The following is a 21244-nucleotide window of genomic DNA, read 5'->3' on the forward strand; positions in this document are numbered from 1 at the left end:
TCCCGGGGCCCAGGGCGGCGCGGGTCCAGGGCCACGGGGGTTCAGCGCAGCAGGGGGTCAGAACAGCAGGGCGCCGGCCCGCTTGAGGGTGCGGATCACCGGGGCGGTCTCCACCTCGCGCACTCCGTCGAGCGTCGCCACCCGCTCCGTCAGGTAGCGGTAGAGGGCCCGGGTGTCACGGCAGGTCACCGCTGCCATGAGATTGGTCGGGCCCGTGGTGGCGGCCACCATGTCGGCTTCGCCGTGCCCGGCCATGGCCGCGCCGACCGCGGTCAGCGCCCGCGGCTCGACCTTCATCCACAACCATGCCTCGGCGTGGTAGCCGAGCGCCTGGGCGGGGATCTCGACGTCGAAGCGCAGCGCGCCGCCGCCGCGCAGTTGCTCCAGCCGGCGGCGGGCCGTGGTCTGCGAGCACCCGGCCGCGGCCGCCAGTTCGCCGAAGCCGGCCCGGCCGTCCCGGGCCAGCACCCGCAGCAGGGCACGATCCTCGCCGCTCAGGGCGATCTCGCACTCGTCCGTGTGATCCGGGCGCAGGCATGCGGCCTGCTCGTCCGTGAGGACGGGTGCCCGGCTGCGCCAACCGGCGAACATGTGCAGCGTGGCGTGGGCCGACATCGAGACGACGCGCGGAGTCCTGGGCAGCTTCTTCAGCAGCAGGTCGTCTCCTTCCCCGCCGGCCCGGACACCGCAGGCGATCTCCGTGCCGCCGGACAGCAGCCGCACCCAGACGGTGTCCTCCCGCCGGGCCAGCGCCTCGGCCACCGGCCCGGCGGCGTCCGGCGTGCACAACAGACGCACTCCCCAGGAGGTCTGCCCGAAGCGGGTGCCGTCGAGCATGCCGACCACGCGCAGGAGCCCCTCGGATCGCAGCCTGCGATAGCGGCGCGCGATGGTGTGCTCGGAAGCGCCGACGACCTCGGCGATCCGGCGGAAGGAGGCTCTGCCGTCGATCTGGAGCGCGTGCACGAGAGCACGGTCGACGTCGTCCAGCACGCTGTTTTTCTCCATATTTCTTAGTTTCGCGCGGCTTTTCGCCGCCAGGCCGTCGCCGGACTGCGGGCGCTGCCGCTTCGAGGCGATCGTGGGCGCATGAGCACTTACCTGGTTTTCGGTGGCACGGGAAACGTCGGCCGGCGGGTCGTGGAGCGGCTCGCCCGTGCGGGCGCAGCCGTACGGGCGACCAGCCGCCGCCCGCGAACCGCCCGCCTTCCCACGGGCGTCGAGGTCGTCACTCCGGACCTGGACGCGCCCGGCGCTCTGGACGGTGTCGAGGCGGCGTTCCTGATGTGGCCGTTCCATTCGGCCGAACCGGCCCGGTCCGTCGTCGACGCGCTCAAGCGCCACGCCCGCCGGGTCGTCTTCATGACGGGCGGCGACGTACGCCCCGGGGTGGCTCCCGAGCTGCAGCCCACCGCGGTCGCCCGCTGGCACGCCGCCGTGGAACACCTGATCGAGCGGTCCGGCATGGAGTGGACGATTCTGAGCCCCAGCACCTTCATGGCCAACACCCTCTGGTGGAGCGAGCAGATCAAGGCCGGAGACGTCGTGCGAGGCGCCTACGGATCACTCAGGACGGTGCCGATCCACGAGGACGACATCGCGGCGGTGGCCGTACGCGCCCTGACGGAGGACGGGCACGCCGGGCACCGCTACGCGCTCACCGGACCCGAGGTCCTCACGCAGGAAGAGCAGGTGCGAATCATCGGCGAGGCGATCAGGCGGCCGCTGCGCTGGCACGAGCTGACGCGGGAGGAGGAGCGCGCCAGGCTATTGGCCGACCCCGGTTTCCCCGACGACTTCGTGGACGAACTGCTCGACGGATACGCCACGCTGGTCACCGCCCCGGCACCCGCCGTCACCACTGCCGTGCAGGCCATCACCGGTACCCCGGCCGCACCGCTGACGGCGTGGGCCGCCGAGCACGCCACCGACTTCGGTGGTGCCCCACGATGAAAGTGATCGTCATCGGAGCCGGTCTCGGCGGCCTGGCCCTGGCCAACGGACTGCGCGGGACCGGCATGGACGTGGCCGTCTACGAACGCGACGCCTCGCCCGTGATCCGAGGGCAGGGGTACCGCCTTCATCTCGGCGACGTGGGCATCGACGCGCTGGCATCCGTGCTCGCGCCGGAGCGCTGGGCCGCGTTCGTGGCCGCCGCCCACGCGCCCAAGCCGCGGTTCGTCCGTTTCGACCCGGCACTGCGGGTGCTGGAGGAGCACGATTTCGGCGGCAGGCACCTGTCGGTCGACCGGCAGGAGTTGCGTGACACCCTGCTGGCCGACGTGGAGCGGCTGGTCACCTATGGCAGGCGCCTCACCGCCTTCCAGGTGGAGGCCGGGCAGGTGACCGCGTGTTTCGACGACGGCGCCACCACTACCGGCGATGTGCTGGTGGGCGCCGACGGCGTGAACTCCGCCGTCCGCCGGCAGTACCTACCCCATGCCCGCGTCGTCGGCACCGGCCTCACCCAGCTCTACGGCAGGATCCAGCGAGAGTCGGCCGAGGACCTGGACCACGTGTTCAGCGCGGTCACCGGGCCCCGCCACCGGGTGGTGGGCATCGCCCTCACCCGCGACTACGCCACCTTCTCCTTCAGCGCCCGCACGGAGGACCTTCCGCCGGAGCCGCACCTGCTCAGACCCCTCGTCGCGGAGATGACGCACGGCTGGCATCCCCGCATCCGGCGGATGCTCACCGAGTGGTACGACGTCTTCCCGCTCGAACTGCGCACCAGCGTCCCGGTCGCTCCCTGGGACACCACCCGCGTCACGCTGGTCGGTGACGCGGCCCACGCGATGAGCCCGGCGGCGGGGGCCGGGGCCAACCTCGCCCTCCGGGACGCCGCGAGCCTCGCCGCCGCTCTCGCGAGTGGCCGTCCCCTGATCCCGGAACTTCGGTCGTACGAGCGCGAGATGATCGACTCCGGCTTCGCCGCGGTCCGCGCCTCCGCCGCCAACGGCGCCCGGATCCTCGGTCAGGACCCGCTCCCAGGCTGAGAGGTTCTATTCCTTGATCACGTTGTCGCGAGAACCGCCGTCGTAGACCGGGTTCCAGTCGAGGTGCTCCTCGGTGACGAGCAGGCGGATCAGTCCGGGCTTCCGGGTGGACTCCTCCGCCTCCCAGACGGTCCAGTCCTTCCCGACAGGAATGTCCTGTTTATGCGGATCAATGGCAAAGCCACCGAGATTCCGCGGGTTGGGCTCGATGACCGCATAGGTGACCTTCAGCCCGCGCTTCTCGATCTCCGGCACGACCTCGCCCACCGTCTTCTCGTCCACCCGATATCCGGCGAGCGAGCGGCCTTTCTCGGTCGCCAGACGATAGGCGACGATCTCCGGCGGCGCGCTCCTCATCTGGTCGTCGGGCACGAGCACGCACGGCTTCACCGGGTCCTCCATGAGGATCGTGCTGGTGGTGCTTCCCCCGTCGGGCCAGGCCGTGAGGGTCCAGACGAAGGTCTGGCCGGGCTTGAACAGCCGGGTGTCGATCCGCATCTGCCAGCTGTTCTTCTCCCCCGGGATGTTCGTCGGCGGGTCGTAGAGGCCCTGGGGGATGTCCTCCACGTAGGTGGCGCGCGGCTCCCGGCACTTCTGCCCCGGAGGCGCGTAGTCGACGATGGCGGGGACCCCCAGGTCACGCAGCTGCTTCGTCAGCCCGGCGACGTCGCGGAAGTCTCGGACCTTGACCCACACGACCCCGTGGGAGTCCTTGGTCACGGCGTAGGAGGGCGTGGTGAGGGTGCCGTTGTCGGGCAGGCCCGGGCCGACGACGATGCCCGCGGCGGCCACGGCGGCCGTCAGGCCCAGAACCAGCCTGCGTGGGCCGCGGCACCTCGCACGCGTGGGCACGGCCGCGCCGCCGCCGGGCGGCTCGGCCGTGATCGAGGCCAGCAACGCCCGCGCCCCCGCGCCGGACGGGCGGCCACCCGGCGCACCGGGCTCGACCCGGGCCAGCGGCCCGATCATCGCTTCGACGTCCTTCACAGTGACCTCCCCAGTGGCGCCAGCCGGCCATGTGACGTGAGAGGGACGCCCGCCTCGGCGAGCGCCCGGGAAAAGCGCCTTCGGGCGCGGTAGAGCCGGATGCGTACGGCGTTGCGCGACAGGCCGAGCGCGGTGGCGATCTCCTCGCGGCCCAGCCCCTCCCACGCGACCAGCGACAGCAACTCGCGGTCGTCGTCGGACAGACGCAGGAACGCCTCGCCGATCGCGGCCAGCTCGACCCCGCTCTCGGGAGAGTCGCCGTACAGGTCGGCCATCTCGGCGTCCAGCTCGGCGGTGCGCGCCCGGCGGCGGGCCTCGCCTCTGCGGTGGTTGGCCATCACGTTGCGGGCCACGCCGTACAACCACAGGACGGCCTCGTCGCCCTCGGGTAAGTCGTCCACCCGCCGCCAGGCGACGGTGTAGACCTCGGCCACCACGTCGGCCGCGTCCTGCGGCGAGTCGCAGCGGCGCGCGGCATACGCCGTGAGCCGGCCGTACGTCTCCCGGTAGACGGCCTCGAACCTGGCCGACGGTTCGTCATCCACGGGCGGTCCCCATGATCGGCCCCCTTGTCGGTGCTCCTACGGACACCCCTCTCATGTACGGAGACCGCCCATCATTTCCCGCGAGATCGAGCGGGGGCCGAATCCGGGACAATGGGCCGGTGCCGGCACGCAGACTCGACCCAGGGAAGATCAGAGAGGCGCTCGACGCCCAGCTCGCCGATCTCGGACGGCCGCCGTTCGACGGTCCCGAGAGCGCCGCCGGCGACGCGTGCGCGCTGGCCGTGCTCGACGCCTACGAGGCCGGGCTCACGCCGCTGAGGGCCGCCGCCCGCGCCGCCGTACGGCACCTGCTGGAGGACCTGGCCGCGCGGGCGCCGGGACGGTCGGTGGAGGTGCGAGTCCCCCCGCACGCCGCGGTGCAGTGCGTGGAGGGGCCCCGGCACACGCGGGGCACCCCGCCCAACGTCATCGAGACCGACCCCCGCACCTGGCTCGAACTGGCCACCGGCCGGATCACCTGGGCCGACGCCACCGCCGCAGGCAGGATCGCGGCCAGCGGCTCCCGGGCCGACCTGTCCGCGCTGCTGCCGCTCTGGTGAGCCTCGCCCGGGTCACCGGAACCCGGAGAGCTTGTTCTGCACGCAGCGCTGCGCGTCCTCCTGTGTGGGGTAGAGCCGGCGGTCGAAGCACTCGCCGACGTGCCTGGTCGTGAACCAGTTGTAGAGCGCCACGCTCATGATCAGGGCCAGCAGCAGGGTCAGCGCGCTCAGCACCACCCCTCCGACCGCCCTGCGCCGGTTGGAGTTCCTGGCGATCGCCACGATGCCGAGGACGAGCCCGACGATCGCCACGAGCGTGCCGACGCCGCAGACCAGCAGCAGGACGATCGAACAGATCCCGAGCACCAGCGCGGCCGTCCCGAGCCCGCCGCCCGGTTGTGGCCCCCAGGGGGCGCCGGGAGGTCCGCCAGGTCCCGGGGGCGGCGGCAGCGGCCCCCCGTACGGCGGCTGCCCGTAGGGAGGCGGGCGCCCGGGGTCGTCGGGTGTCGCCACGATGATCCTCCCTACCGATCCTGGGCCATATCTCGTGGCCTGATCCGATTCTTAGGGGCTGTCCGAAAGCCCAGATTCCCCCGGATTCCTCGTGTGAGCAGGGACGACACGGCAAAGGGCGGGTGATGCTTGCGGCGCCTGACGGGCATGCGCGGGTTTGAGCAGCGCCAACGCCCAAATAGACTCGACTACGTGTTGAAGGGCGACGGCCGGCTGGGCCATGACCTCGACCCCCAGGACCGCGCTCCGAAGGACGCCTGTGGCGTCTTCGGTGTATGGGCGCCCGGGGAGGACGTCTCCAAACTCACCTACTACGGCCTCTACGCACTGCAGCACCGCGGGCAGGAGTCCGCGGGCATCGCGGTCAGCGAGGGCAGCCGCATCCTCGTCTACAAGGACATGGGCCTGGTGGCCCAGGTCTTCGACGAGTCGATCCTCGGGACCCTGCGGGGGCACCTGTCCATCGGGCACTGCCGCTACTCCACGACCGGATCAAGCGTCTGGGAGAACGCGCAGCCCACGCTGAGCTCCACCGACGGCGGCGGGCTGGCGCTCGCCCACAACGGCAACCTGATCAACACCGCTCACCTCGCCGAACGGCTCGCGCCCGGCTCCACCCGCGCGACCACCGACACCGAGGTGCTCACCGCGCTGCTCGCGCAGGACGCCTCGCGCCCGGTCGAGGACGTGGCGGCCGAGCTGCTCCCGGAGGTCAAGGGCGCCTACTCGCTCGTCTGGATGAACGAGACGACGCTGTTCGCCGCCCGTGACCCGCAGGGCATCCGCCCGCTCGTGCTGGGCCGGCTGGAGCGCGGCTGGGTGGTCGCCTCCGAGACCGCGGCACTCGACATCGTCGGCGCGTCGTTCATCCGCGAGATCGAGCCCGGCGAGCTGCTGACCATCGACGAGCGCGGGGTCCGCTCGCGCCGCTTCGCGCCGGCCGAGCCCAAGGGCTGCCTGTTCGAGTACGTCTACCTCGCCCGCCCCGACACCACCATCGCCGGGCGCGGCGTGCAGTCCACCCGGGTCGAGGTCGGCCGCGTGCTGGCCCGTGAGCACCCGGTGGACGCCGATCTCGTGATCCCCACGCCCGAGTCGGGCACCCCCGCCGCCATCGGCTACGCCGAGCAGAGCGGCATCCCGTACGGCCAGGGCCTGGTGAAGAACTCCTACGTCGGCCGGACGTTCATCCAGCCGTCGCAGACGATCCGCCAGCTCGGCATCCGCCTCAAGCTCAACCCGCTGCGCGAGGTCATCGAGGGCAAGCGCCTGGTGGTCGTGGACGACTCGATCGTCCGCGGCAACACCCAGCGGGCCATCGTGAAGATGCTGCGCGAGGCCGGGGCGACCGAGGTCCACGTCCGGATCTCCTCGCCTCCGGTCTCCTGGCCGTGCTTCTACGGCATCGACTTCGCCACCCGCGCGGAGCTGATCGCCGGGTCGCTGTCGGTCGAGGAGATCCGCTCCTCGCTCGGGGCCGACTCTCTCGGGTACATCTCTCTTGAGGGGCTCACCCGCGCGACGACACTGCCGGCCGACCGGCTCTGCCGCGCGTGCTTCACCGGTGAGTACCCCATTCCGATCGAGGACGACAGGGTGGGCAAATTCGTGCTGGAGGCTCAGCGATGACCAGCTACGCCGCCGCCGGCGTCGACATCGAGGCCGGCGACCGCGCGGTCGAGCTGATGAAGTCGCGGGTCGCGCGCTCCCGGCGCCCGGAGGTCGTGGACGACGCCAGCGGCTTCGCCGGGCTCTTCGACGCCTCGGCGTTCCTGCGCTACCGCCGGCCGCTGCTGGCCACGTCCACCGACGGTGTGGGCACCAAGGTCATGCTGGCCCAGCAGCTCGGCAAGCACGACACGATCGGCATCGACCTCGTCGGCATGGTCGTGGACGACCTCGTGGTCTGCGGGGCCGAGCCGCTGTTCATGACCGACTACATCGCCTGCGGCAAGGTCGTGCCCGAGCGCATCGCCGACATCGTGGGCGGCGTGGCCGAGGGCTGCCGGCTCGCGGGCTGCGCGCTGGTCGGCGGGGAGACCGCCGAGCACCCAGGCGCGATGGGTCCCGACGAGTACGACCTCGCGGGCGCCGGCACCGGGGTCGTCGAGGCGGACGAGATGCTCGGCCCCGACCGGGTCGTGCCGGGGGACGTGGTCCTCGGGCTGGCCTCCAGCGGCGTCCACTCCAACGGCTACTCGCTGGTCAGGCATGTGATCAAGACCGCCGGGCTGGGCCTGGAGCGGGAGCTGCCCGAGCTGGGCCGTACGCTCGGCGAGGAACTGCTCGAGCCCACCCGCGTCTATTCGCTCGACTGCCTGGCGCTCATCCGGGAGACCGAGGTGCACGCCCTGGCCCACATCACCGGCGGCGGGCTCGCGGCCAACCTGGCCAGGTCCCTGCCCGGCACGGTGGACGCCCTTCTCGACCGGAACTCCTGGACGCCGCCCGCGATCTTCGAGGTGCTGGCCGGGCACGGCGGCGTGCCCCAGGAGGAGATGGACAAGACGTTCAACCTCGGCGTGGGCATGTGCGCGATCGTCCCGGCGGAGCAGGCCGACAAGGCACTCGCCCTGCTCGCCGGTCGCGGGCTGCCCGCCTGGGTGCTGGGCGAGATCGTTCCCGGCGAGGGACGGGCTCTGTTCCGCCGGTGATCTGGTTCACGAGTCGAGCCCGGTGAATCGAGCCGGGTGAACCCTTCCGGCCGGTCGTGGCCCTCCGCCCACGGCCGGCCACCGCGAACAGGCATTAACCGGCCGGGACATGTGACGGTTCACCGGCGGCCACAGTGGTGGCGACGGCAGGCTCACGCCGGGACACCGCCCCGGCCGGTTGTCACCGTCGGAGGCGAGGGTCGCCGGACACGTGAGAGAACCCGGCGGGTATGTCACCCGCCGGGTCACTCACTTGGCGATCAGAACCGAGTCAACGACGCCCACGGCGGTCATCGCCGTCGTCGTCGTCGACGGTCGCGTAATCGGCGTAGCGATCAGCCAACTCGTCGTAAGGGTCATGCTCGTCACTGTGGCCGGAATCGTCGGCGTCCACGACTCCGAGCTCCGCGCGCAGGCGCTCAAGATCCGTGCCGCCGCTGTTGTACTTCAGCTGACGGGCGACCTTGACCTGCTTGGCCTTGGCTCGGCCGCGCCCCATTGGCTCGACCCCCTCATGCGGGGTCGTGCCCGACCCCTCGTCACTAACGCACCGCGCACCGACGCCACCTGACTTCAGGCGTCAGTCTCTCGTTCGCTTATTACCGTACCTGGTTTGTGCGCCGCTCGGTACGTCGTACGAGCGGCGGCGGTCAGCGCCGGAGCCAAATACCCCTTAGCCGACCGATCTCCGACATTCTTCGCTCCGCCAGCCTATCCGCTGCGACGGCGGGAGGGACGCCTTCCTCGTCGGCCGACCTGAAGATTCTCAAGGTCGTGTCGAAGATCTTCGCCGCCCGGGCGCGGGCCCGGTCCATGTCGAAGCCCTCGATCTCGTCGGCCACCTGGATGACCCCGCCGGAGTTCACCACGTAGTCCGGGGCGTACAGGATGCCCCGCTCGGCGAGCTGCTTCTCGACGCCGGGGTGGGCGAGCTGGTTGTTGGCCCCGCCGCAGACGATCTTCGCCTTGAGCCGGGGGACGGTCTCGTCGTCCAGCGCGCCGCCGAGAGCGCAGGGCGCGTACACGTCGATGTCGGACGCCGCGAGCGTGGCGGCGTCGGCCACGGCCTCGACGGCGGGGTGACGCTGCCGCACCCGTTCGACGGCCCGCTCGTCGACGTCGCAGACGACGACCTCGGCTCCGTCCTCGATCAGGTGGTCGACCAGGCGGCGGCCGACCTTGCCGACCCCCTCGACCCCGACCCGCCTGCCGCTCAGGGAGGAGACGCCGTACACGTGGTCGGCGGCGGCCCGCATCCCCTGGAACACGCCGTAGGCGGTGAGGATGGAGGAGTCCCCGGCACCGCCGTGCGCCTGGGTGCGGCCGGTGACGTAGGAGCACTCGCGCGCCACCACGTCCATGTCCTCGCTGTAGGTGCCCACGTCACAGGCGGTGTAGTAGCGCCCGCCCAGCGACTGGACGAACCTGCCGTAGGCCCGCAGCAGGGCCTCGCTCTTGTCGGTCGCGGGGTCGCCGATGATGACGGCCTTGGCGCCGCCGTGGTCGAGGCCGGCCAGCGCGTTCTTGTACGCCATGGCCCGGGAGAGGTTGAGCACGTCGGCGAGGGCGGCCTGCTCGCTTTCGTAGGGATAGAACCGGGTGCCGCCGAGCCCCGGCCCGAGGGCGGTGCTGTAGACCGCGATGATGGCGTACAGGCCGCTGCGCTCGTCCGAACAGAACACGACCTGCTCGTGTCGCACCGGCTGGACGGGGTTCGCGTCGCCGCCGGAGCTGGGATCCTTGTGGGACAGCCCGAAAACGTCGGTCACGATGGTGACTCCTGATCGTGTACGCCGCCTCGTTGCGGCGATCGGCCTTCAGCTTATCCGATGCACCCGAGAAACGATCTTGAAATTGGAGGCCGGTGCTGCACATGCGCCGGGCGACGTGGCACGATTCTGGTGTGCTCCCCTACGCCGCCTATCTCCGTGTGTACGAGCCGCTGACCGCTTTCGCCCCTCAGGATCAGGCTCGGTGGGCCCGATACGCCGAGTCGCGCGACCGGCCACGCCGGGCGAGCGCGCTCGAGGTCGAACACGGCGAGGCGGTCCGCCGTCTGCTGCCGGTCCCACCGCTGCCCGCACCCGAGCGGGAGAGCCCCAACGCGTACCTGCGCAGGGTGGAGGAGACGCTGTACGTCTGCCCCTGGCAGAGCAGGCTGCGGTCGTGGCTGGCGTTCGCGTCGTTCCGCGGAAGCGTCCCGGTCAAGCTCGCCTCGCGGTTCGTCCCCCAGGCGATCGCGGAGCAGACCGCCGACGACTTCGACCGGTTCAAACGCGGGGAGCCGTCCCTGCGCACCCACATCCGCACGAGCACCTGGCAGGTGCCGATCTCGTGGTTCGTGCCGTTCGACTCGGCGGAGCGCTGGCTCGTGCTGGGCTCCGAGCAGCCCGCGGAGCCCAGCGGGCAGACCACCGCCGCGCCGCCGCGGAACATGCTGTACGTCACCTCGATGGCGCAGGCCCGCCGCCGGGTGGCCCGGGCGCTGGTGGTGATCCGCAGGCACGTCGGGCAGGTCGCGGCGCTCACCGAGGTCGAAGAGGTGGGCCGCTGGCTGGAGGAGTTCCACCCCCACTCGCTGGTGGAGCTCGACTACGGCGGCCTCGTCCATCTGATGGACGACCGGACCCTTCAGGGCGACCAGTCCGTGGCCGAGGTGGCGACGGCCCTCGCGGGTTTGGACAACGGTCAGGAAGAACTTGCCTTCGCGATGTATCAGCGGGTGATTGTCCGCTGGAGGTCGATCCGCGCCCTCGAATCGGCAAACTGACGGTCATCAAGAGGCCCTGACCTGTCGATTCGGGTCATGACATAGTCGATCTCACATCTACGAACTGAGTAGTTTGCCGTTTTCACTGCGATACCACGAAACGTGTCGCTAGAATCACCGAGCGTGACATCAACCCGTGGTCGAGGCGTTGTTCCCAGAGGGCTCGCCAATCGCACTACGTGGCTGTATGGTCACATCGGGTGATGCCGTAAATGGTCCTAGAAACCGCACGTTTTGGATCATTGAAGGACATCCGTGACAGTGCCGCGACCGACGAGTTTCGACGCGACGAGGCGGAGATCGGCGGGAGGGGCACTTGCGCCAGACAAGTCGCAGGATCGCTGTCGGCGGTCCACACGGAGGAGAGGCCGCACAAATGTCAGCTCGTACACCCGAGGCCGAGCCACTGCTCACCCCGGCGGAGGTCGCCACGATGTTCCGCGTCGACCCCAAGACCGTCACCCGGTGGGCGAAGGCGGGCAAGTTGACGTCCATCCGCACCCTCGGCGGTCACCGGCGGTACCGGGAGACCGAGGTCCGGGCACTGCTCGCGGGGATTCCGCAGCAGCGGTCCGAGTAGGACGTGGCCGTCACGCCAGGGGGGAACAACGGCGCGCTCGCGTCGGGGATGTGAGCGCGTCCGCCATCGCATACAGCGAGGGGGCCGTACCGCCTGCGGATGTTCCGAAACGGCGTCGGTCACCCTTCGGGATGGAGACACTCCCGTGACCGCTACGGGTCATGGGAGAGATCTGGGGTCGGCGCCGCCCGCCCGGCGCCTCCCCACGTGAACGCCTTGGGGTCAGAGAACGGCCTCACGGTTCGTGGCGGGCAGCAGGGTCTCCAGCAGCACCCGCACTCCGGGATCGTGCCCGCTCGCCGCCCGCAGGAGCGCGACCATCTGGTCCACGAGCAAGCGCTCCAACTCGGCCCGCGTCATGTCGCGGTGCTCCAGCCAGTCGAGGCCGGCCGTCTCCACCGAGGCGACCCACGACCTCAGCGTGACGCGTAACGCCGGACCGGGCGCGGTGACCCCCATCTGGTGCACGATCATGCGCAGCATGCGCTCCCGCACCCCGTCGACGATCTCACCGATCTCCCCGGCACGGTTGGCCGGGCCTCCCCTGAGCAACGCGGCGAAACCGGCCGCGTGCTCCTCGACGAAGTCGAAGTAACGCGTCAGACCCGAGCTGAGCTGCTCCAGCGGCCCGCCCTCGCCCTGGGGCTGTAACCGCGCCCGCAGCTCGGCCGCCGCACTGCGCAGGGCCGCCACATAGAGCTCCTGCTTGCCCCCGAAGTAGTGGTAGACGAGCGCCCTCGACGCGCCCGCGGAAGCCGCTACGTCGTCGATCGTGACGTCCTCGGCGTCGTGCCTGCTGAACAGCTCGAGCGCGGCGGCGATGAGCTCTTCCCGCCGCCGGTCGACACTGAGCCTGCGGCGCGCCGGCCGTGCACCGTCTGCCGCTTGGCGTGTGGCACCCACACCCGCACCCTAGCGAATCGGCCTCCCAAGAGGGGGACGGGCCGGACCAAGGGTTCTCCCCGCGATCCCCTCCCGGCTCCGCCGCCCTACCCATGGTCCGGCTAACCTTCCCAACGCCCGATTAGAGGAAGGATCCTGTCTTACCGCGATCAACCCGTACCCTCGGGGCAACTCGATCGTTTGGTGTGTCAGGTGCACGTCCACGCATCGTGGGGAGAACCATGTCAGGACCGTCCATGCAGACCACTGCCCGGAAAGACGTCGGGGTCGAGATCCCCGCCGGCGGACTGTCCGATGGGTTCAGCCCACGGCCCCGTCCGACGATCCGCAACGTGGCCGAACGGGCAGGAGTCTCCAAATCGCTGGTGTCTCTCGTGCTGCGGGGTTCCCCGCATGTGAGCGAACACCGCAGGGAGGCGGTCCTCCAGGCCGCCCGGGAGCTCGGCTACCGCCCGAACGCGGTCGCCCGCAGCCTGGTCGAGGGGCGGACCCACCTGGTGGGCGCGCTCGTGGCCGATCTGCACAACCCGTTCTACGCGGAGTTCCTCGACGGCCTGCAGGAGAGCCTTCACGGCGACGGACTGCGGCTGCTGATCGGCAGCGGCCGCTGGGACCCGGCGTTCGAGGACGAGGCCGTCGAGGCCTTCCTGGAGCTGCGGGTGGACGGACTGGTCCTGCTCGGGGTCGCTCCGTCCAGCGACACACTGGCCGAGGCCGCGGCCTACACCCCGACCGTGGTGGTGGGCGAGCGCGACGTCGAACTCGAGGGCGTGGACATCGTCGTCGACGACGATCAGCTCGGCGCCCGCTTCGCCGTCGACCACCTCGTGGAGCTCGGTCACCGGCGCATCGCCCATATCGAGGGCGCCCCGTCGTCGGCCGCCCGCTGCCGCTGCGAGGGCTATCTGGTGGCCATGCGCCGCCACGCGCTGGCGCCGTACATCATGGTGGAGCACGGCGACTTCAGCGAGGAGGGCGGCCGGCGCGCCGCGTTGGAGCTGCTGAAGCGCGAGCCCCGGCCGACGGCGATCTTCGCGGCGAACGACATCGTGGCCATGGGCGTGCTGACCGCGGCGAGCGAGCTGGGACTGCGGGTGCCCGAGGACCTGTCGGTCGTCGGATACGACAACACCCACCTCGCGTCCGTCACCCACATCTCGCTGACCAGTGTGGACCAGCCCCGGCGGGCCATGGGCCGCTCGGCGGCGGCGCTGCTGAGCGACCGCATCACCGAGCCGGGCAAGACGGCCCGGCTACGGCAGGTGAGCCCGCAGCTCGTCGTACGGCGCAGCACCGGGCCTGCTCCAAGTGGTGCCCAAAGCTAGGTCAACCACCGACGTGTCCCCTCGCGGCCGGTGTTGACTTCAGCCGTGGCGCCGGCCCCCCGGCGGGTCGCGGAAGGGCTGCCCGCGGGCCGGCGACCGGGATTCGGGGGGATTCATGCGTGATCCTGAGTTGGTCTCCTGCGCTCAGCGGGCCGCCGGCGAACTGGAGCGGGCCTGGGCGCACTGGAGGGAGAGCCGTGGGCTCGGCAGCGAGGACGTCGCCGAGTCGGTGGCGAGCTACGTCGCCCATTCGATCGACCACCCCTGGGGACGGCCCCGCGTGGTGCTGGGCCTCGACGCCGAGGACGCCCGTGAGCTGGCCGCTCTCCTGCAGGAGGTTCCCGAGCCGGCGTGGGCGGCCAGGTTTCCGGCATAACGGTCTGATCACGACTCCGGTCCGGTTAGGTTGGGAAGACCACACCTCCGGAAGGGGATTTCGACCGTGATCAGACGACCACTCGCCGCCGCAGCCCTGGCCCTGTGCGGGGTCGGAGCCGTCGCCTGCGGCGGCGCTGAGGTCTCCGGCACGGGGGACTCCGCCCCCGCCGCCTCGCCCCGGCTCGGACGGCCGGCCGCGACCCAGGAGCAGGCGGACGCCTCCGGGGCGACCGCCCCGACCACGCGTACGGCCTCCTCCGAGACGGAGGCCCTGCCCCTGACCGGGAAGACCGTGGTGATCGACCCGGGCCACAACGGCGGCAACTTCCGCCACACCAAAGAGATCAACCGGCTGGTCGACATCTCCAACCAGAAGAAGGCCTGCGACACGACGGGCACGTCGACGAACGACGGCTACACCGAGGCGGCCTTCACCTGGGACGTGTCCAACAAGCTCGCCAAGCTGCTGAAGGCCCAGGGGGCCAAGGTCAGGCTCACCCGGACGAGCAGCACCCCGTGGGGTCCCTGCATCAACGAGCGGGCCGCCGTCGGAAACAAGGCCCACGCGGACGCGGCGATCTCCATTCACGGCGACGGCGCGGCGGGCAACCTCCGCGGGTTCCACATCATCATGCCGAAGAAGATCGGCGGGCCGGTCGACCGGGTCGTGAAGGACTCGGCGCGGCTCGGCAAGGACGTGCGGGACGCCTTTCACGACGGCACCGGCCTGCCGTACTCGACCTACATCGGCAAGGACGCGTTGAACTACCGCAGCGACCTCGGCGGGCTCAACCTGTCGACGGTTCCGAAGATCTTCATCGAGTGCGGCAACATGCGCAACGCCAAGGACGCCGCCAGGTTCAAGGACCCCGCGTTCCGCGCCAGGATGGCCGAGGCGCTGGCCGACGGCCTGGAGAACTACCTCACCTCCGCCCGCTGACCGGACATCCCGAGGATGGCGGGGGCGCCGGTGGGGTTGGCATCATCGGCGGCATGGACCACCTGCTTCCGCTGCCGAGGCTGACCGAGACGGGCTCCGGGTCCGCCGAGATCGCGCCGGGCGCCGCCGTGTCGGGCCCGGCGGCGCTCATCGACGCCGTACGGCTCGCGCTCCCCGTGCTCGACCTGAGGCCCGGCGACGCCGCCACGGCGGCCGTGCGGGTGGAGGAGGACCCCCGGCTCGGGCCCGAGGCGTACGCGCTGACGGTCGCGGGCGACGGAGTGCGCGTCACGGCCGGAGGCCGCGCGGGCGCCTTCTACGCCGGGCAGACGCTGCGGCAGCTCCTGCCGGCCGAGGCGTTCCGGTCGGCTCTTCCGCCCGGGACGTCCTGGACGGTCCCCTGCGGGCGGGTGGAGGACGCGCCGGGGTTCTCCTGGCGCGGGGCACACCTCGACGTGGCGCGCAGCTTCCTGCCCAAGCGGGAGGTGCTGCGGATGATCGACCTGATGGCGTCGCACAAGCTGAACCGGCTGCACCTCCACCTGGCCGACGACCAGGGCTGGCGGGTGGAGAGCAGGGCGTTCCCCCTGCTGCACGAGGTGGGCTCGCACCGTCCGCGGACCATCACCAGCCGCAAGGGGGAGGAACTCGCCTTCGACGGCGTCCCTCACGGCGGCTACTACACGCTCGCCGATCTGGCGGAGATCGCGGCATACGCCCGGGCACGGGCCGTCGTCGTCGTGCCGGAGATCGACGTGCCGGGGCACGCCTCCGCCGTGCTGGCCGCCTATCCCGCCCTGGCGTCCCGGCCGCAGCAGCGCTACGAGGTGCTGGACCGGTGGGGCATCTCGTCGGCGATCCTGTCTCCGCTTCCGGCGACCGTCGACTTCCTGACCACCGTGATCGCCGAGATCTCCGGCGCGCTGGGCGACGTGCCGTACTTCCACCTCGGGGGCGACGAGTGCGTGCTCGACGACTGGGCGGCGTCGGACGAGATCTCGGCGTACCAGGCCTCGCTGGGCCTGGAGAGCACGGGCGACCTGCACGCGTGGTTCCTGCGGCGGCTCGCCGACGCGCTGGCCGAGCGCGGCAGCCGCGCGGTGGTGTGGGACGAGGCGTTCGTCAGCGGCCGGCTGCGTCCGGACACGGTCGTCATGCCGTGGCGCGGCGAGCACGTCGCCCGCCGGGCCGCGGCGGCGGGACACGACGTGGTGGCCACGCCCGTCTTCCCGATGTACTTCGACTACGCCGAGGCCGCCTCGCCCGACGAGCCCGCCGGGCTGGGCGACGCGATCACCGTGGCCGATGTGGCGGCCTTCGCACCCGCGCCGTCCGAATGGCCGCAGGAGGAGCGGGCCCGGGTGATCGGCGTCCAGTTCCAGCTCTGGAGCGAGCGCATCCCGGACGGCCGTACGCTCGACTACCGCGCCTGGCCCCGCGGCTGCGCGGCGGCCGAGGTCGCCTGGACCGGCGGCCCGGCCGCGCCCGGCGACTTCTTCCGCCGCCTCGACGCGCACCTGGCGCGGCTGGACGCCTTCGGCGTGGAGTATCGCCCGCTGTCCGGCCCCCGGCCCTGGCAGCGCGGCGGCACCGGATGGCGCCGTCACCGCCCGGGCGCCGTCACCGTGCAGGAGGTGATGCGCCACCTGCACGAGCTCAGCCTGTCAGCCGACTCCACCCGGCCCAGCATGTGACGCCGCGCCGGCGACGCGCCGTACGCGGTCGCGGTCGCACAGCACGTCGGTGCTGTCGACGTACTGGTCCACCGCGCCGGTCAGCGGCAACCGCCGCACCTCCGGATCGGCGATGGTCTCAAGCAGCGCCTCGGCGAAGCGCTCGGCGCGCAGCACTCGATAGGGCCGGTCGTGGTACGGCCGGGTGCCCGGGTCGACGGGTGGAGTGAGGCCCAGGTCGTTGTGCAGGGCCGCGACGGCCTCGTACGCGGTGGCGAGGTGACGCTCACGCTCCCGCCAGGCCGTCGCCGACATGGCCGCGGCGAGGACGGGCCCCAGGCCGGGGCCGCACGGCAGCGTGGCGAAGGCGCTGCCCAGCCACTTGCCGTACGGCGGATAGCGGCGGTGCATGAGCAGGGTGAGCCGCATGAGGTCCCGCACGAGGCGGGCGCAGGTGACCGCCGAGCCCAGTTCGTCGCCGGCCTCGCCGCACCGGCCGACGAACGCCTCCTCCTGGGCGATCCGCCGCCACTGACAGGCCAGGACGTGGCGCCAGACGTCGCCGGGATACCAGGCGAGACGCCGCCGGACGGGCAGGAGCAGGCCCAGGCCGTCGTGGAAGACCTCCCCCGCCGTGATCTCCGCGAGCGTCTGGGTGGGTGTCGCCAGCCAGTCGGCCAGGCCGATGTCCGCGGCCGGGTCGAACCCGAGGTGCCCGGTGAGCCACGCGGTCAGGCCGGCCACCACCACACCGTGCCGGATCGGCCCGTCCGCCGTCTCCATGCGCCGGGTGCCGTCGTCCCCGGGCGGGCCGAAGCTCGTGGGATAGCCGAGGAAGCTCGGCGGCAGGCTCCCGGCGAGCGCGGCGTCCACGGCCTCGCCGTGGACGGCGATGTCCTCCGCGGTCAGGAACAGCTGCAGCCGTGGGCCCCAGTCGTGGTCGGTGGACCGCTCGGTGTCGTATCCGAGCACCTCCGAACCCCGGCCGACGAGGGCCGCCGTGTGTGCGAGGCCGCCGAAGCGCCGAGCCAGCAGCGGTGCGACCGCCTCCAGGTAGAACCGCCGTGACAGCTCCAGCCCGCGCACATGCCCGTCTCCCATGACGGACATCCTCCGCAGGCTCCGTCGCGCGGGGCAACCGGCTTTCCGCCGCCGCGTGCCCGGAAAGGCTCACGGACGCCGGTGGAGACGCGGCGGGCAGTGACGGGCAGTGACGGGCAGTGACGGGCGGGGTGTCACGCGCCGTCGAGGACCTCGGCGACGATGGCAGCGGCGATCTTCTCGGTGTCCAGGCCCTGGTGGGCGTCGATGACCTCGCGGATTCTCGTCGTCAGGAGCAGGTCGGCCTGCGCGGCGTCGCCGATGTGGCGCGCGGCCACCGCGACGGCGGCGGCGAACTCGTAGGCCTCGGCCGGGCCCAGGCCCTGCGGGTCGGTCTCGACGAGGACGCGGGCGCCGTTCCTCGGTGAGACGCGGACCTTCCACCGGCCGGACGGGCCGGCGACCGACAGGGACTCCTTCCGCAGGGCCGGCGGGAACAGGACGACGGCCACGCGCCCCGCCGCGGCGAGGACGCGCTCGGCGAGCCTGCGGACGTCCTTCTTGGCGACGACGATCCTCCCGGAGCGGTTGATGATGCTCACGGAATCACCGCTGTCGGCCACGGCGATCCGCTCGCCGTCGGCCTGGTCGTAGATGGCGCTCATGCGTGGGGGGTGCTCGCTTAGCAGTTTTGTCGGGGCGGGCCGCCAGGCTATGCCCATGCATGATCTCGTATCTGCGACAGACATGATCACGATTTGCCTCTCCCGGAGGGAAAATCGCGGCGGGCGGCCGGTGTGAGCGCGTCCGAGCGGTTCAGCCTCCGGCCGAGCACGGAGGAGTGGCGGCGAGCCTGGATCGCCCGCGGCGAGCTGCGCGACCGGAGGTTCGAGCTGCCGGCGGGAGCGCAGAGCGTGATCTTCGACCGCGCACGGCTGGTGAACGCCGACTTCTCCGGAACGCGGTTCGCCGACTTCAGCTCTCATGCCGGCGAGTTCGAGGGATGCGACTTCTCCGGCGCGGCCTTCGAGTATCTGTCGCTGGGCGCCACCGCCGCCGAAGGGACGTGGGACCGCGTCAGCTGGCCGCAGTCGGTCTTCCGCGACTGCGTGTTCCGGCGTACGCGCTTCGCGCCACGCACCTTCTTCGGCAACGTCCGGTTCGAGAGGTGTGTGTTCGACCGGGCACGGCTGCGGCAGCAGACGTTCACGACGGAGGCCGAGTTCGTCGACTGCGTCTTCTCCGGGCGGCTCCGCGAGATCAACTTCTGGGGCCGTCCGCCGCGGGACGAGACCGCGCTGGGCAGGGAGCGCAACGCGTTCACCGGCAACGACTTCACCGCCGCCGAGCTGGACCACGTCGCCTTCAGGCACATCGACCTGCACGCGCAGCGCTGGCCCGGCCCGCCCGGCTACGCGCTCCTCGACCGCGTGAGCGCGCGGGTGCGGGCGGTGCTGCCGCTCGTGGAGTCCTGGCCGGACGAGAGGCACCGGGAGGAGGCCCACTTCAGCCTGAAGCTCCTCGCCGGCAGAGCCGTGGAGCGCAACGACGACCACGCGGTGGTGAGCCCGCCGGACATGGGCCGCAGGCTCCCACCAGCCCTCCGCGAGGAGCTGTTCGAGGCGTTCAGGGACACATCCAGAGATACATGCCCTGGTTGAGCCGTACGGCGGTGCGGGCCAGGTCCCGCAGGGCCGTCACACGCTCGACCTCGAACTCGTCGAGGAGCTCCTCCTCGGCGTACTCACGCAACCGCGCGTCGTCCACCGCGGCGAGCGCCTCGACGGCGCCGGACGCCATGCGCTCCACGCCCGCCGCCTCGCCGTCCGTGACGACCGTCTCGGTGGCGCCGAGCTCGCTGAGGTCGCGTCCGCCGAGCTCGGCGACCAGCGTGTCGAGCTCGTCGAGCCATCCCGTGCAGTCGACGTACGGCAGGCCCGCCGCCCCCGGCCCGCCGGACAGGGCACGCCGGGCTGACGAGTCGCAATCCGCGGTGAAGTAGTCGGCCAGGACGCCCATGGCCGATCACCTTAACGCCGGAGCAGGGGGGTGGGAGACACCGAGCGGGGCTGCCGGGGCGGCCGCCGCGAGCGGTCTCGGCGTGCCCGATGGGCGTGGCCGATGGGCGTGACCGAGGCTCAGACGAGCGTGTAGCCGGCTTCCTCGACGGCCTTGCGCACGGCGTCGTCGGCGACGTCGCCGGAGACGTCGAGGCGGCCGCTGCCGAGGTCGACCTCGACGCCGGTGACGCCGGGGACCTCGCCGACCTCCTCCTTCACCGAGCTCACGCAGTGGCCGCAGGTCATGCCCTGCACGGTGTAGGTCTTGACGCTCATGGAGCTCTCCATATCCGGGAGAAGGGAACTCATGCGGTGCGGCCGACGATCTCGCCGACCGAGCGGTAGCCGTGCCGCCGCAGCCGGCGGGCAAGCTGGCGGTTGATCCGGGACGGCCACAGGGGGCCCTCGTAGATCAGGCCGGTGTAGCCCTGCACGAGGGTGGCGCCGGCCAGCAGCCGCTCCCAGACGTCGTCGACGTCCTCCACGCCGCCGACGGAGACGAGCGTGAGCCGGTCGCCGGCCTTCTGGCGCAGGCGCCGCAGCACCTCCAGCGAGCGGGCCTTGAGCGGCTGTCCGGACAGGCCGCCCGCCTCGGTGCTCGCGACACCCTCGCGGCTGATCGTGGTATTGGTCGCGATGACGCCCGCCAGCCCGAGGTCGGTGGCGAGCTCGGCCACGGCGTCCACGTCCTCGTCCGCCAGGTCCGGCGCGATCTTCACGAGCAGCGGGGTCCGCCCGGACGCCTCCTTGACCGCCGACAGCAGCGGCCGCAGGCGGTCCACGGCCTGCAGGTCGCGCAGGCCCGGCGTGTTGGGCGAGCTCACGTTGACCACGAGATAGTCGGCGAGCGGCGCGAGCCTGCGGGCGCTGTCCACGTAGTCGCGGGCGGCCTCGGACTCGGGCACGATCTTGGTCTTGCCGATGTTGACGCCGACCACGGCCGGGATGTGCCGCACCCTGCGCAGCCGCTTCGCCGCGGCCGCCGCCCCGGCGTTGTTGAAGCCCATCCGGTTGATGATCGCCCGGCTCTCGGGCAGGCGGAACAGCCGGGGCCGGGGGTTGCCCGGCTGGGCGTGCGCGGTGATCGTGCCGACCTCGACGTAGCCGAATCCGAGTGCCGAGAGCGGCTCGGCGCACCCGGCGTCCTTGTCGAACCCGGCGGCGAGCCCGAACGGCGAGGCGAAGTGGACGCCGAACGCCTGGACGCGCAGCGACTCCGCCCTCGGCGCGAGCAGCCGGTGCAGCAGCCGCACGAGGGGCGGGAACATCCCGAGCAGGCGGAGCAGCCTGATCGTGACGTGGTGGACGGTCTCCGCGTCGAGGCGGCTCAGGACCTGCGTGAACACGAGTCGATACATCACGGCAAGACTATCGGCCGG

At 71.6% G+C, this 21244-nt stretch carries 24 protein-coding genes; 12 read left to right on the forward strand and 12 right to left on the reverse strand.

The genetic code is table 11. The features are described 5' to 3' along the window. Window positions 1–57: 57 nt before the first annotated feature. Window positions 58–1008 carry an Lrp/AsnC family transcriptional regulator gene (locus ACQPZZ_RS37035; protein ID WP_432926801.1) on the reverse strand — a complete coding sequence of 317 codons (951 nt, stop codon included), beginning with the start codon at window positions 1006–1008 and terminating at the stop codon, window positions 58–60. Window positions 1009–1089: 81 nt separating this feature from the next. Here ACQPZZ_RS37035 and ACQPZZ_RS37040 point away from each other — a divergent pair, with 81 nt between their 5' ends. Together ACQPZZ_RS37040 and ACQPZZ_RS37045 are read left to right on the forward strand one after the other, a co-directional pair. Continuing rightward, the gene (locus ACQPZZ_RS37040; protein ID WP_432926803.1) at window positions 1090–1953 is read left to right on the forward strand and encodes an NAD(P)H-binding protein; all 864 of its coding nucleotides are present in this window, start codon (window positions 1090–1092) and stop codon (window positions 1951–1953) included. Continuing rightward, a complete protein-coding gene (locus tag ACQPZZ_RS37045) occupies window positions 1950–2996 on the forward strand; it encodes an FAD-dependent oxidoreductase (RefSeq protein WP_432926804.1) in 1047 nt (348 codons plus the stop codon). The genes ACQPZZ_RS37040 and ACQPZZ_RS37045 overlap by 4 nt, the downstream gene beginning before the upstream one ends. Window positions 2997–3002: 6 nt before the next feature. On the opposite strand, the gene ACQPZZ_RS37050 is transcribed toward ACQPZZ_RS37045, so the two are convergent. Next, window positions 3003–3983 (reverse strand): hypothetical protein, encoded by a 981-nt coding sequence (locus ACQPZZ_RS37050; protein WP_432926806.1) that lies wholly within the window; start codon window positions 3981–3983, stop codon window positions 3003–3005. Next, the gene (locus ACQPZZ_RS37055; RefSeq protein WP_432926808.1) at window positions 3980–4528 is read right to left on the reverse strand and encodes an RNA polymerase sigma factor; all 549 of its coding nucleotides are present in this window, start codon (window positions 4526–4528) and stop codon (window positions 3980–3982) included. Before ACQPZZ_RS37055 ends, ACQPZZ_RS37050 begins: the two co-directional genes overlap by 4 nt. A 119-nt stretch (window positions 4529–4647) precedes the next feature. On the opposite strand from ACQPZZ_RS37055, the gene ACQPZZ_RS37060 reads away from it, so the two are divergent. Beyond that, entirely contained in the window at window positions 4648–5088 is a 441-nt protein-coding gene (locus ACQPZZ_RS37060; RefSeq protein WP_432926810.1) for a sterol carrier family protein, read from the forward strand. A 12-nt stretch (window positions 5089–5100) separates the two neighbouring features. On the opposite strand, the gene ACQPZZ_RS37065 is transcribed toward ACQPZZ_RS37060, so the two are convergent. Continuing rightward, window positions 5101–5541, reverse strand: coding sequence for a hypothetical protein (locus tag ACQPZZ_RS37065; protein WP_432926812.1), 441 nt, complete (start codon window positions 5539–5541; stop codon window positions 5101–5103). 192 nt (window positions 5542–5733) lie between these two features. Between ACQPZZ_RS37065 and purF the strand changes: the two genes are divergently transcribed. Continuing rightward, a complete protein-coding gene (gene purF, locus ACQPZZ_RS37070) occupies window positions 5734–7170 on the forward strand; it encodes an amidophosphoribosyltransferase (protein WP_363642542.1) in 1437 nt (478 codons plus the stop codon). Next, window positions 7167–8195 (forward strand): phosphoribosylformylglycinamidine cyclo-ligase, encoded by a 1029-nt coding sequence (purM, locus tag ACQPZZ_RS37075; RefSeq protein WP_432926814.1) that lies wholly within the window; start codon window positions 7167–7169, stop codon window positions 8193–8195. Before purF ends, purM begins: the two co-directional genes overlap by 4 nt. A 271-nt stretch (window positions 8196–8466) precedes the next feature. Here purM and ACQPZZ_RS37080 read toward each other — a convergent pair whose 3' ends face one another. After that, window positions 8467–8694, reverse strand: a complete 228-nt coding sequence (locus tag ACQPZZ_RS37080) for a DUF3073 domain-containing protein (RefSeq protein ID WP_363642539.1) — start codon at window positions 8692–8694, stop codon at window positions 8467–8469. Between the two features lie 151 nt (window positions 8695–8845). Beyond that, entirely contained in the window at window positions 8846–9964 is a 1119-nt protein-coding gene (locus tag ACQPZZ_RS37085) for a Leu/Phe/Val dehydrogenase (protein WP_432926816.1), read from the reverse strand. Between the two features lie 134 nt (window positions 9965–10098). Between ACQPZZ_RS37085 and ACQPZZ_RS37090 the strand changes: the two genes are divergently transcribed. Both ACQPZZ_RS37090 and bldC read left to right on the forward strand, forming a co-directional pair. Next, complete coding sequence (locus ACQPZZ_RS37090) at window positions 10099–10965, forward strand: hypothetical protein (protein ID WP_432926818.1); 867 nt, start codon at window positions 10099–10101, stop codon at window positions 10963–10965. A gap of 376 nt (window positions 10966–11341) precedes the next feature. Further along, window positions 11342–11545, forward strand: a complete 204-nt coding sequence (bldC, locus tag ACQPZZ_RS37095; RefSeq protein WP_013133571.1) for a developmental transcriptional regulator BldC — start codon at window positions 11342–11344, stop codon at window positions 11543–11545. Window positions 11546–11767: 222 nt separating this feature from the next. Here the strand turns inward: bldC and ACQPZZ_RS37100 are convergent, their stop codons facing one another. Further along, window positions 11768–12448 (reverse strand): TetR/AcrR family transcriptional regulator, encoded by a 681-nt coding sequence (locus ACQPZZ_RS37100; protein WP_432926820.1) that lies wholly within the window; start codon window positions 12446–12448, stop codon window positions 11768–11770. A gap of 221 nt (window positions 12449–12669) precedes the next feature. On the opposite strand from ACQPZZ_RS37100, the gene ACQPZZ_RS37105 reads away from it, so the two are divergent. From ACQPZZ_RS37105 to ACQPZZ_RS37120, 4 genes are all read left to right on the forward strand, one after another. Then, the gene (locus ACQPZZ_RS37105; protein WP_363642531.1) at window positions 12670–13773 is read left to right on the forward strand and encodes a LacI family DNA-binding transcriptional regulator; all 1104 of its coding nucleotides are present in this window, start codon (window positions 12670–12672) and stop codon (window positions 13771–13773) included. Between the two features lie 115 nt (window positions 13774–13888). Then, entirely contained in the window at window positions 13889–14149 is a 261-nt protein-coding gene (locus ACQPZZ_RS37110; RefSeq protein WP_432926822.1) for a hypothetical protein, read from the forward strand. 66 nt (window positions 14150–14215) lie between these two features. Then, the gene (locus ACQPZZ_RS37115; RefSeq protein WP_432926824.1) at window positions 14216–15091 is read left to right on the forward strand and encodes an N-acetylmuramoyl-L-alanine amidase; all 876 of its coding nucleotides are present in this window, start codon (window positions 14216–14218) and stop codon (window positions 15089–15091) included. Between the two features lie 53 nt (window positions 15092–15144). Continuing rightward, window positions 15145–16785 carry a beta-N-acetylhexosaminidase gene (locus ACQPZZ_RS37120; RefSeq protein ID WP_432926826.1) on the forward strand — a complete coding sequence of 547 codons (1641 nt, stop codon included), beginning with the start codon at window positions 15145–15147 and terminating at the stop codon, window positions 16783–16785. Here the strand turns inward: ACQPZZ_RS37120 and ACQPZZ_RS37125 are convergent. After that, window positions 16756–17865 carry a DUF4037 domain-containing protein gene (locus ACQPZZ_RS37125; RefSeq protein WP_432926828.1) on the reverse strand — a complete coding sequence of 370 codons (1110 nt, stop codon included), beginning with the start codon at window positions 17863–17865 and terminating at the stop codon, window positions 16756–16758. The genes ACQPZZ_RS37120 and ACQPZZ_RS37125 overlap by 30 nt on opposite strands. Window positions 17866–17999: 134 nt before the next feature. Beyond that, window positions 18000–18470 carry a hypothetical protein gene (locus ACQPZZ_RS37130; protein WP_363642524.1) on the reverse strand — a complete coding sequence of 157 codons (471 nt, stop codon included), beginning with the start codon at window positions 18468–18470 and terminating at the stop codon, window positions 18000–18002. Window positions 18471–18602: 132 nt separating this feature from the next. Between ACQPZZ_RS37130 and ACQPZZ_RS37135 the strand changes: the two genes are divergently transcribed. Then, a complete protein-coding gene (locus tag ACQPZZ_RS37135; RefSeq protein WP_432926831.1) occupies window positions 18603–19466 on the forward strand; it encodes a pentapeptide repeat-containing protein in 864 nt (287 codons plus the stop codon). Here the strand turns inward: ACQPZZ_RS37135 and ACQPZZ_RS37140 are convergent. The 3 genes from ACQPZZ_RS37140 to ACQPZZ_RS37150 all read right to left on the reverse strand — a co-directional run bounded on the left by ACQPZZ_RS37140 (window position 19432) and on the right by ACQPZZ_RS37150 (window position 21223). Beyond that, window positions 19432–19824, reverse strand: a complete 393-nt coding sequence (locus tag ACQPZZ_RS37140) for a hypothetical protein (RefSeq protein ID WP_432926833.1) — start codon at window positions 19822–19824, stop codon at window positions 19432–19434. The two genes, ACQPZZ_RS37135 and ACQPZZ_RS37140, sit on opposite strands and share 35 nt — an antisense overlap. Before the next feature lie 119 nt (window positions 19825–19943). Beyond that, window positions 19944–20141 carry a heavy-metal-associated domain-containing protein gene (locus ACQPZZ_RS37145; protein ID WP_432926835.1) on the reverse strand — a complete coding sequence of 66 codons (198 nt, stop codon included), beginning with the start codon at window positions 20139–20141 and terminating at the stop codon, window positions 19944–19946. A gap of 29 nt (window positions 20142–20170) precedes the next feature. Further along, window positions 20171–21223, reverse strand: a complete 1053-nt coding sequence (locus ACQPZZ_RS37150) for a quinone-dependent dihydroorotate dehydrogenase (protein WP_432926837.1) — start codon at window positions 21221–21223, stop codon at window positions 20171–20173. Between the last annotated feature and the right edge of the window lie 21 nt (window positions 21224–21244).

Source organism: Microbispora sp. CA-135349 (assembly GCF_050947365.1).
Taxonomy (GTDB): Bacteria; Actinomycetota; Actinomycetes; order Streptosporangiales; family Streptosporangiaceae; genus Microbispora.

Coding starts and splice junctions, on each gene's coding strand:
- ACQPZZ_RS37035 (WP_432926801.1), bottom strand. CDS start 1,008: ATGGAGAAAAACAGCGTGCTGGACGACGTCGACCGTGCTCTCGTGCAC.
- ACQPZZ_RS37040 (WP_432926803.1), top strand. CDS start 1,090: ATGAGCACTTACCTGGTTTTCGGTGGCACGGGAAACGTCGGCCGGCGG.
- ACQPZZ_RS37045 (WP_432926804.1), top strand. CDS start 1,950: ATGAAAGTGATCGTCATCGGAGCCGGTCTCGGCGGCCTGGCCCTGGCC.
- purM (WP_432926814.1), top strand. CDS start 7,167: ATGACCAGCTACGCCGCCGCCGGCGTCGACATCGAGGCCGGCGACCGC.
- ACQPZZ_RS37080 (WP_363642539.1), bottom strand. CDS start 8,694: ATGGGGCGCGGCCGAGCCAAGGCCAAGCAGGTCAAGGTCGCCCGTCAG.
- bldC (WP_013133571.1), top strand. CDS start 11,342: ATGTCAGCTCGTACACCCGAGGCCGAGCCACTGCTCACCCCGGCGGAG.
- ACQPZZ_RS37105 (WP_363642531.1), top strand. CDS start 12,670: ATGTCAGGACCGTCCATGCAGACCACTGCCCGGAAAGACGTCGGGGTC.
- ACQPZZ_RS37110 (WP_432926822.1), top strand. CDS start 13,889: ATGCGTGATCCTGAGTTGGTCTCCTGCGCTCAGCGGGCCGCCGGCGAA.
- ACQPZZ_RS37120 (WP_432926826.1), top strand. CDS start 15,145: ATGGACCACCTGCTTCCGCTGCCGAGGCTGACCGAGACGGGCTCCGGG.
- ACQPZZ_RS37125 (WP_432926828.1), bottom strand. CDS start 17,865: ATGGGAGACGGGCATGTGCGCGGGCTGGAGCTGTCACGGCGGTTCTAC.
- ACQPZZ_RS37130 (WP_363642524.1), bottom strand. CDS start 18,470: ATGAGCGCCATCTACGACCAGGCCGACGGCGAGCGGATCGCCGTGGCC.
- ACQPZZ_RS37140 (WP_432926833.1), bottom strand. CDS start 19,824: ATGGGCGTCCTGGCCGACTACTTCACCGCGGATTGCGACTCGTCAGCC.
- ACQPZZ_RS37145 (WP_432926835.1), bottom strand. CDS start 20,141: ATGAGCGTCAAGACCTACACCGTGCAGGGCATGACCTGCGGCCACTGC.
- ACQPZZ_RS37150 (WP_432926837.1), bottom strand. CDS start 21,223: ATGTATCGACTCGTGTTCACGCAGGTCCTGAGCCGCCTCGACGCGGAG.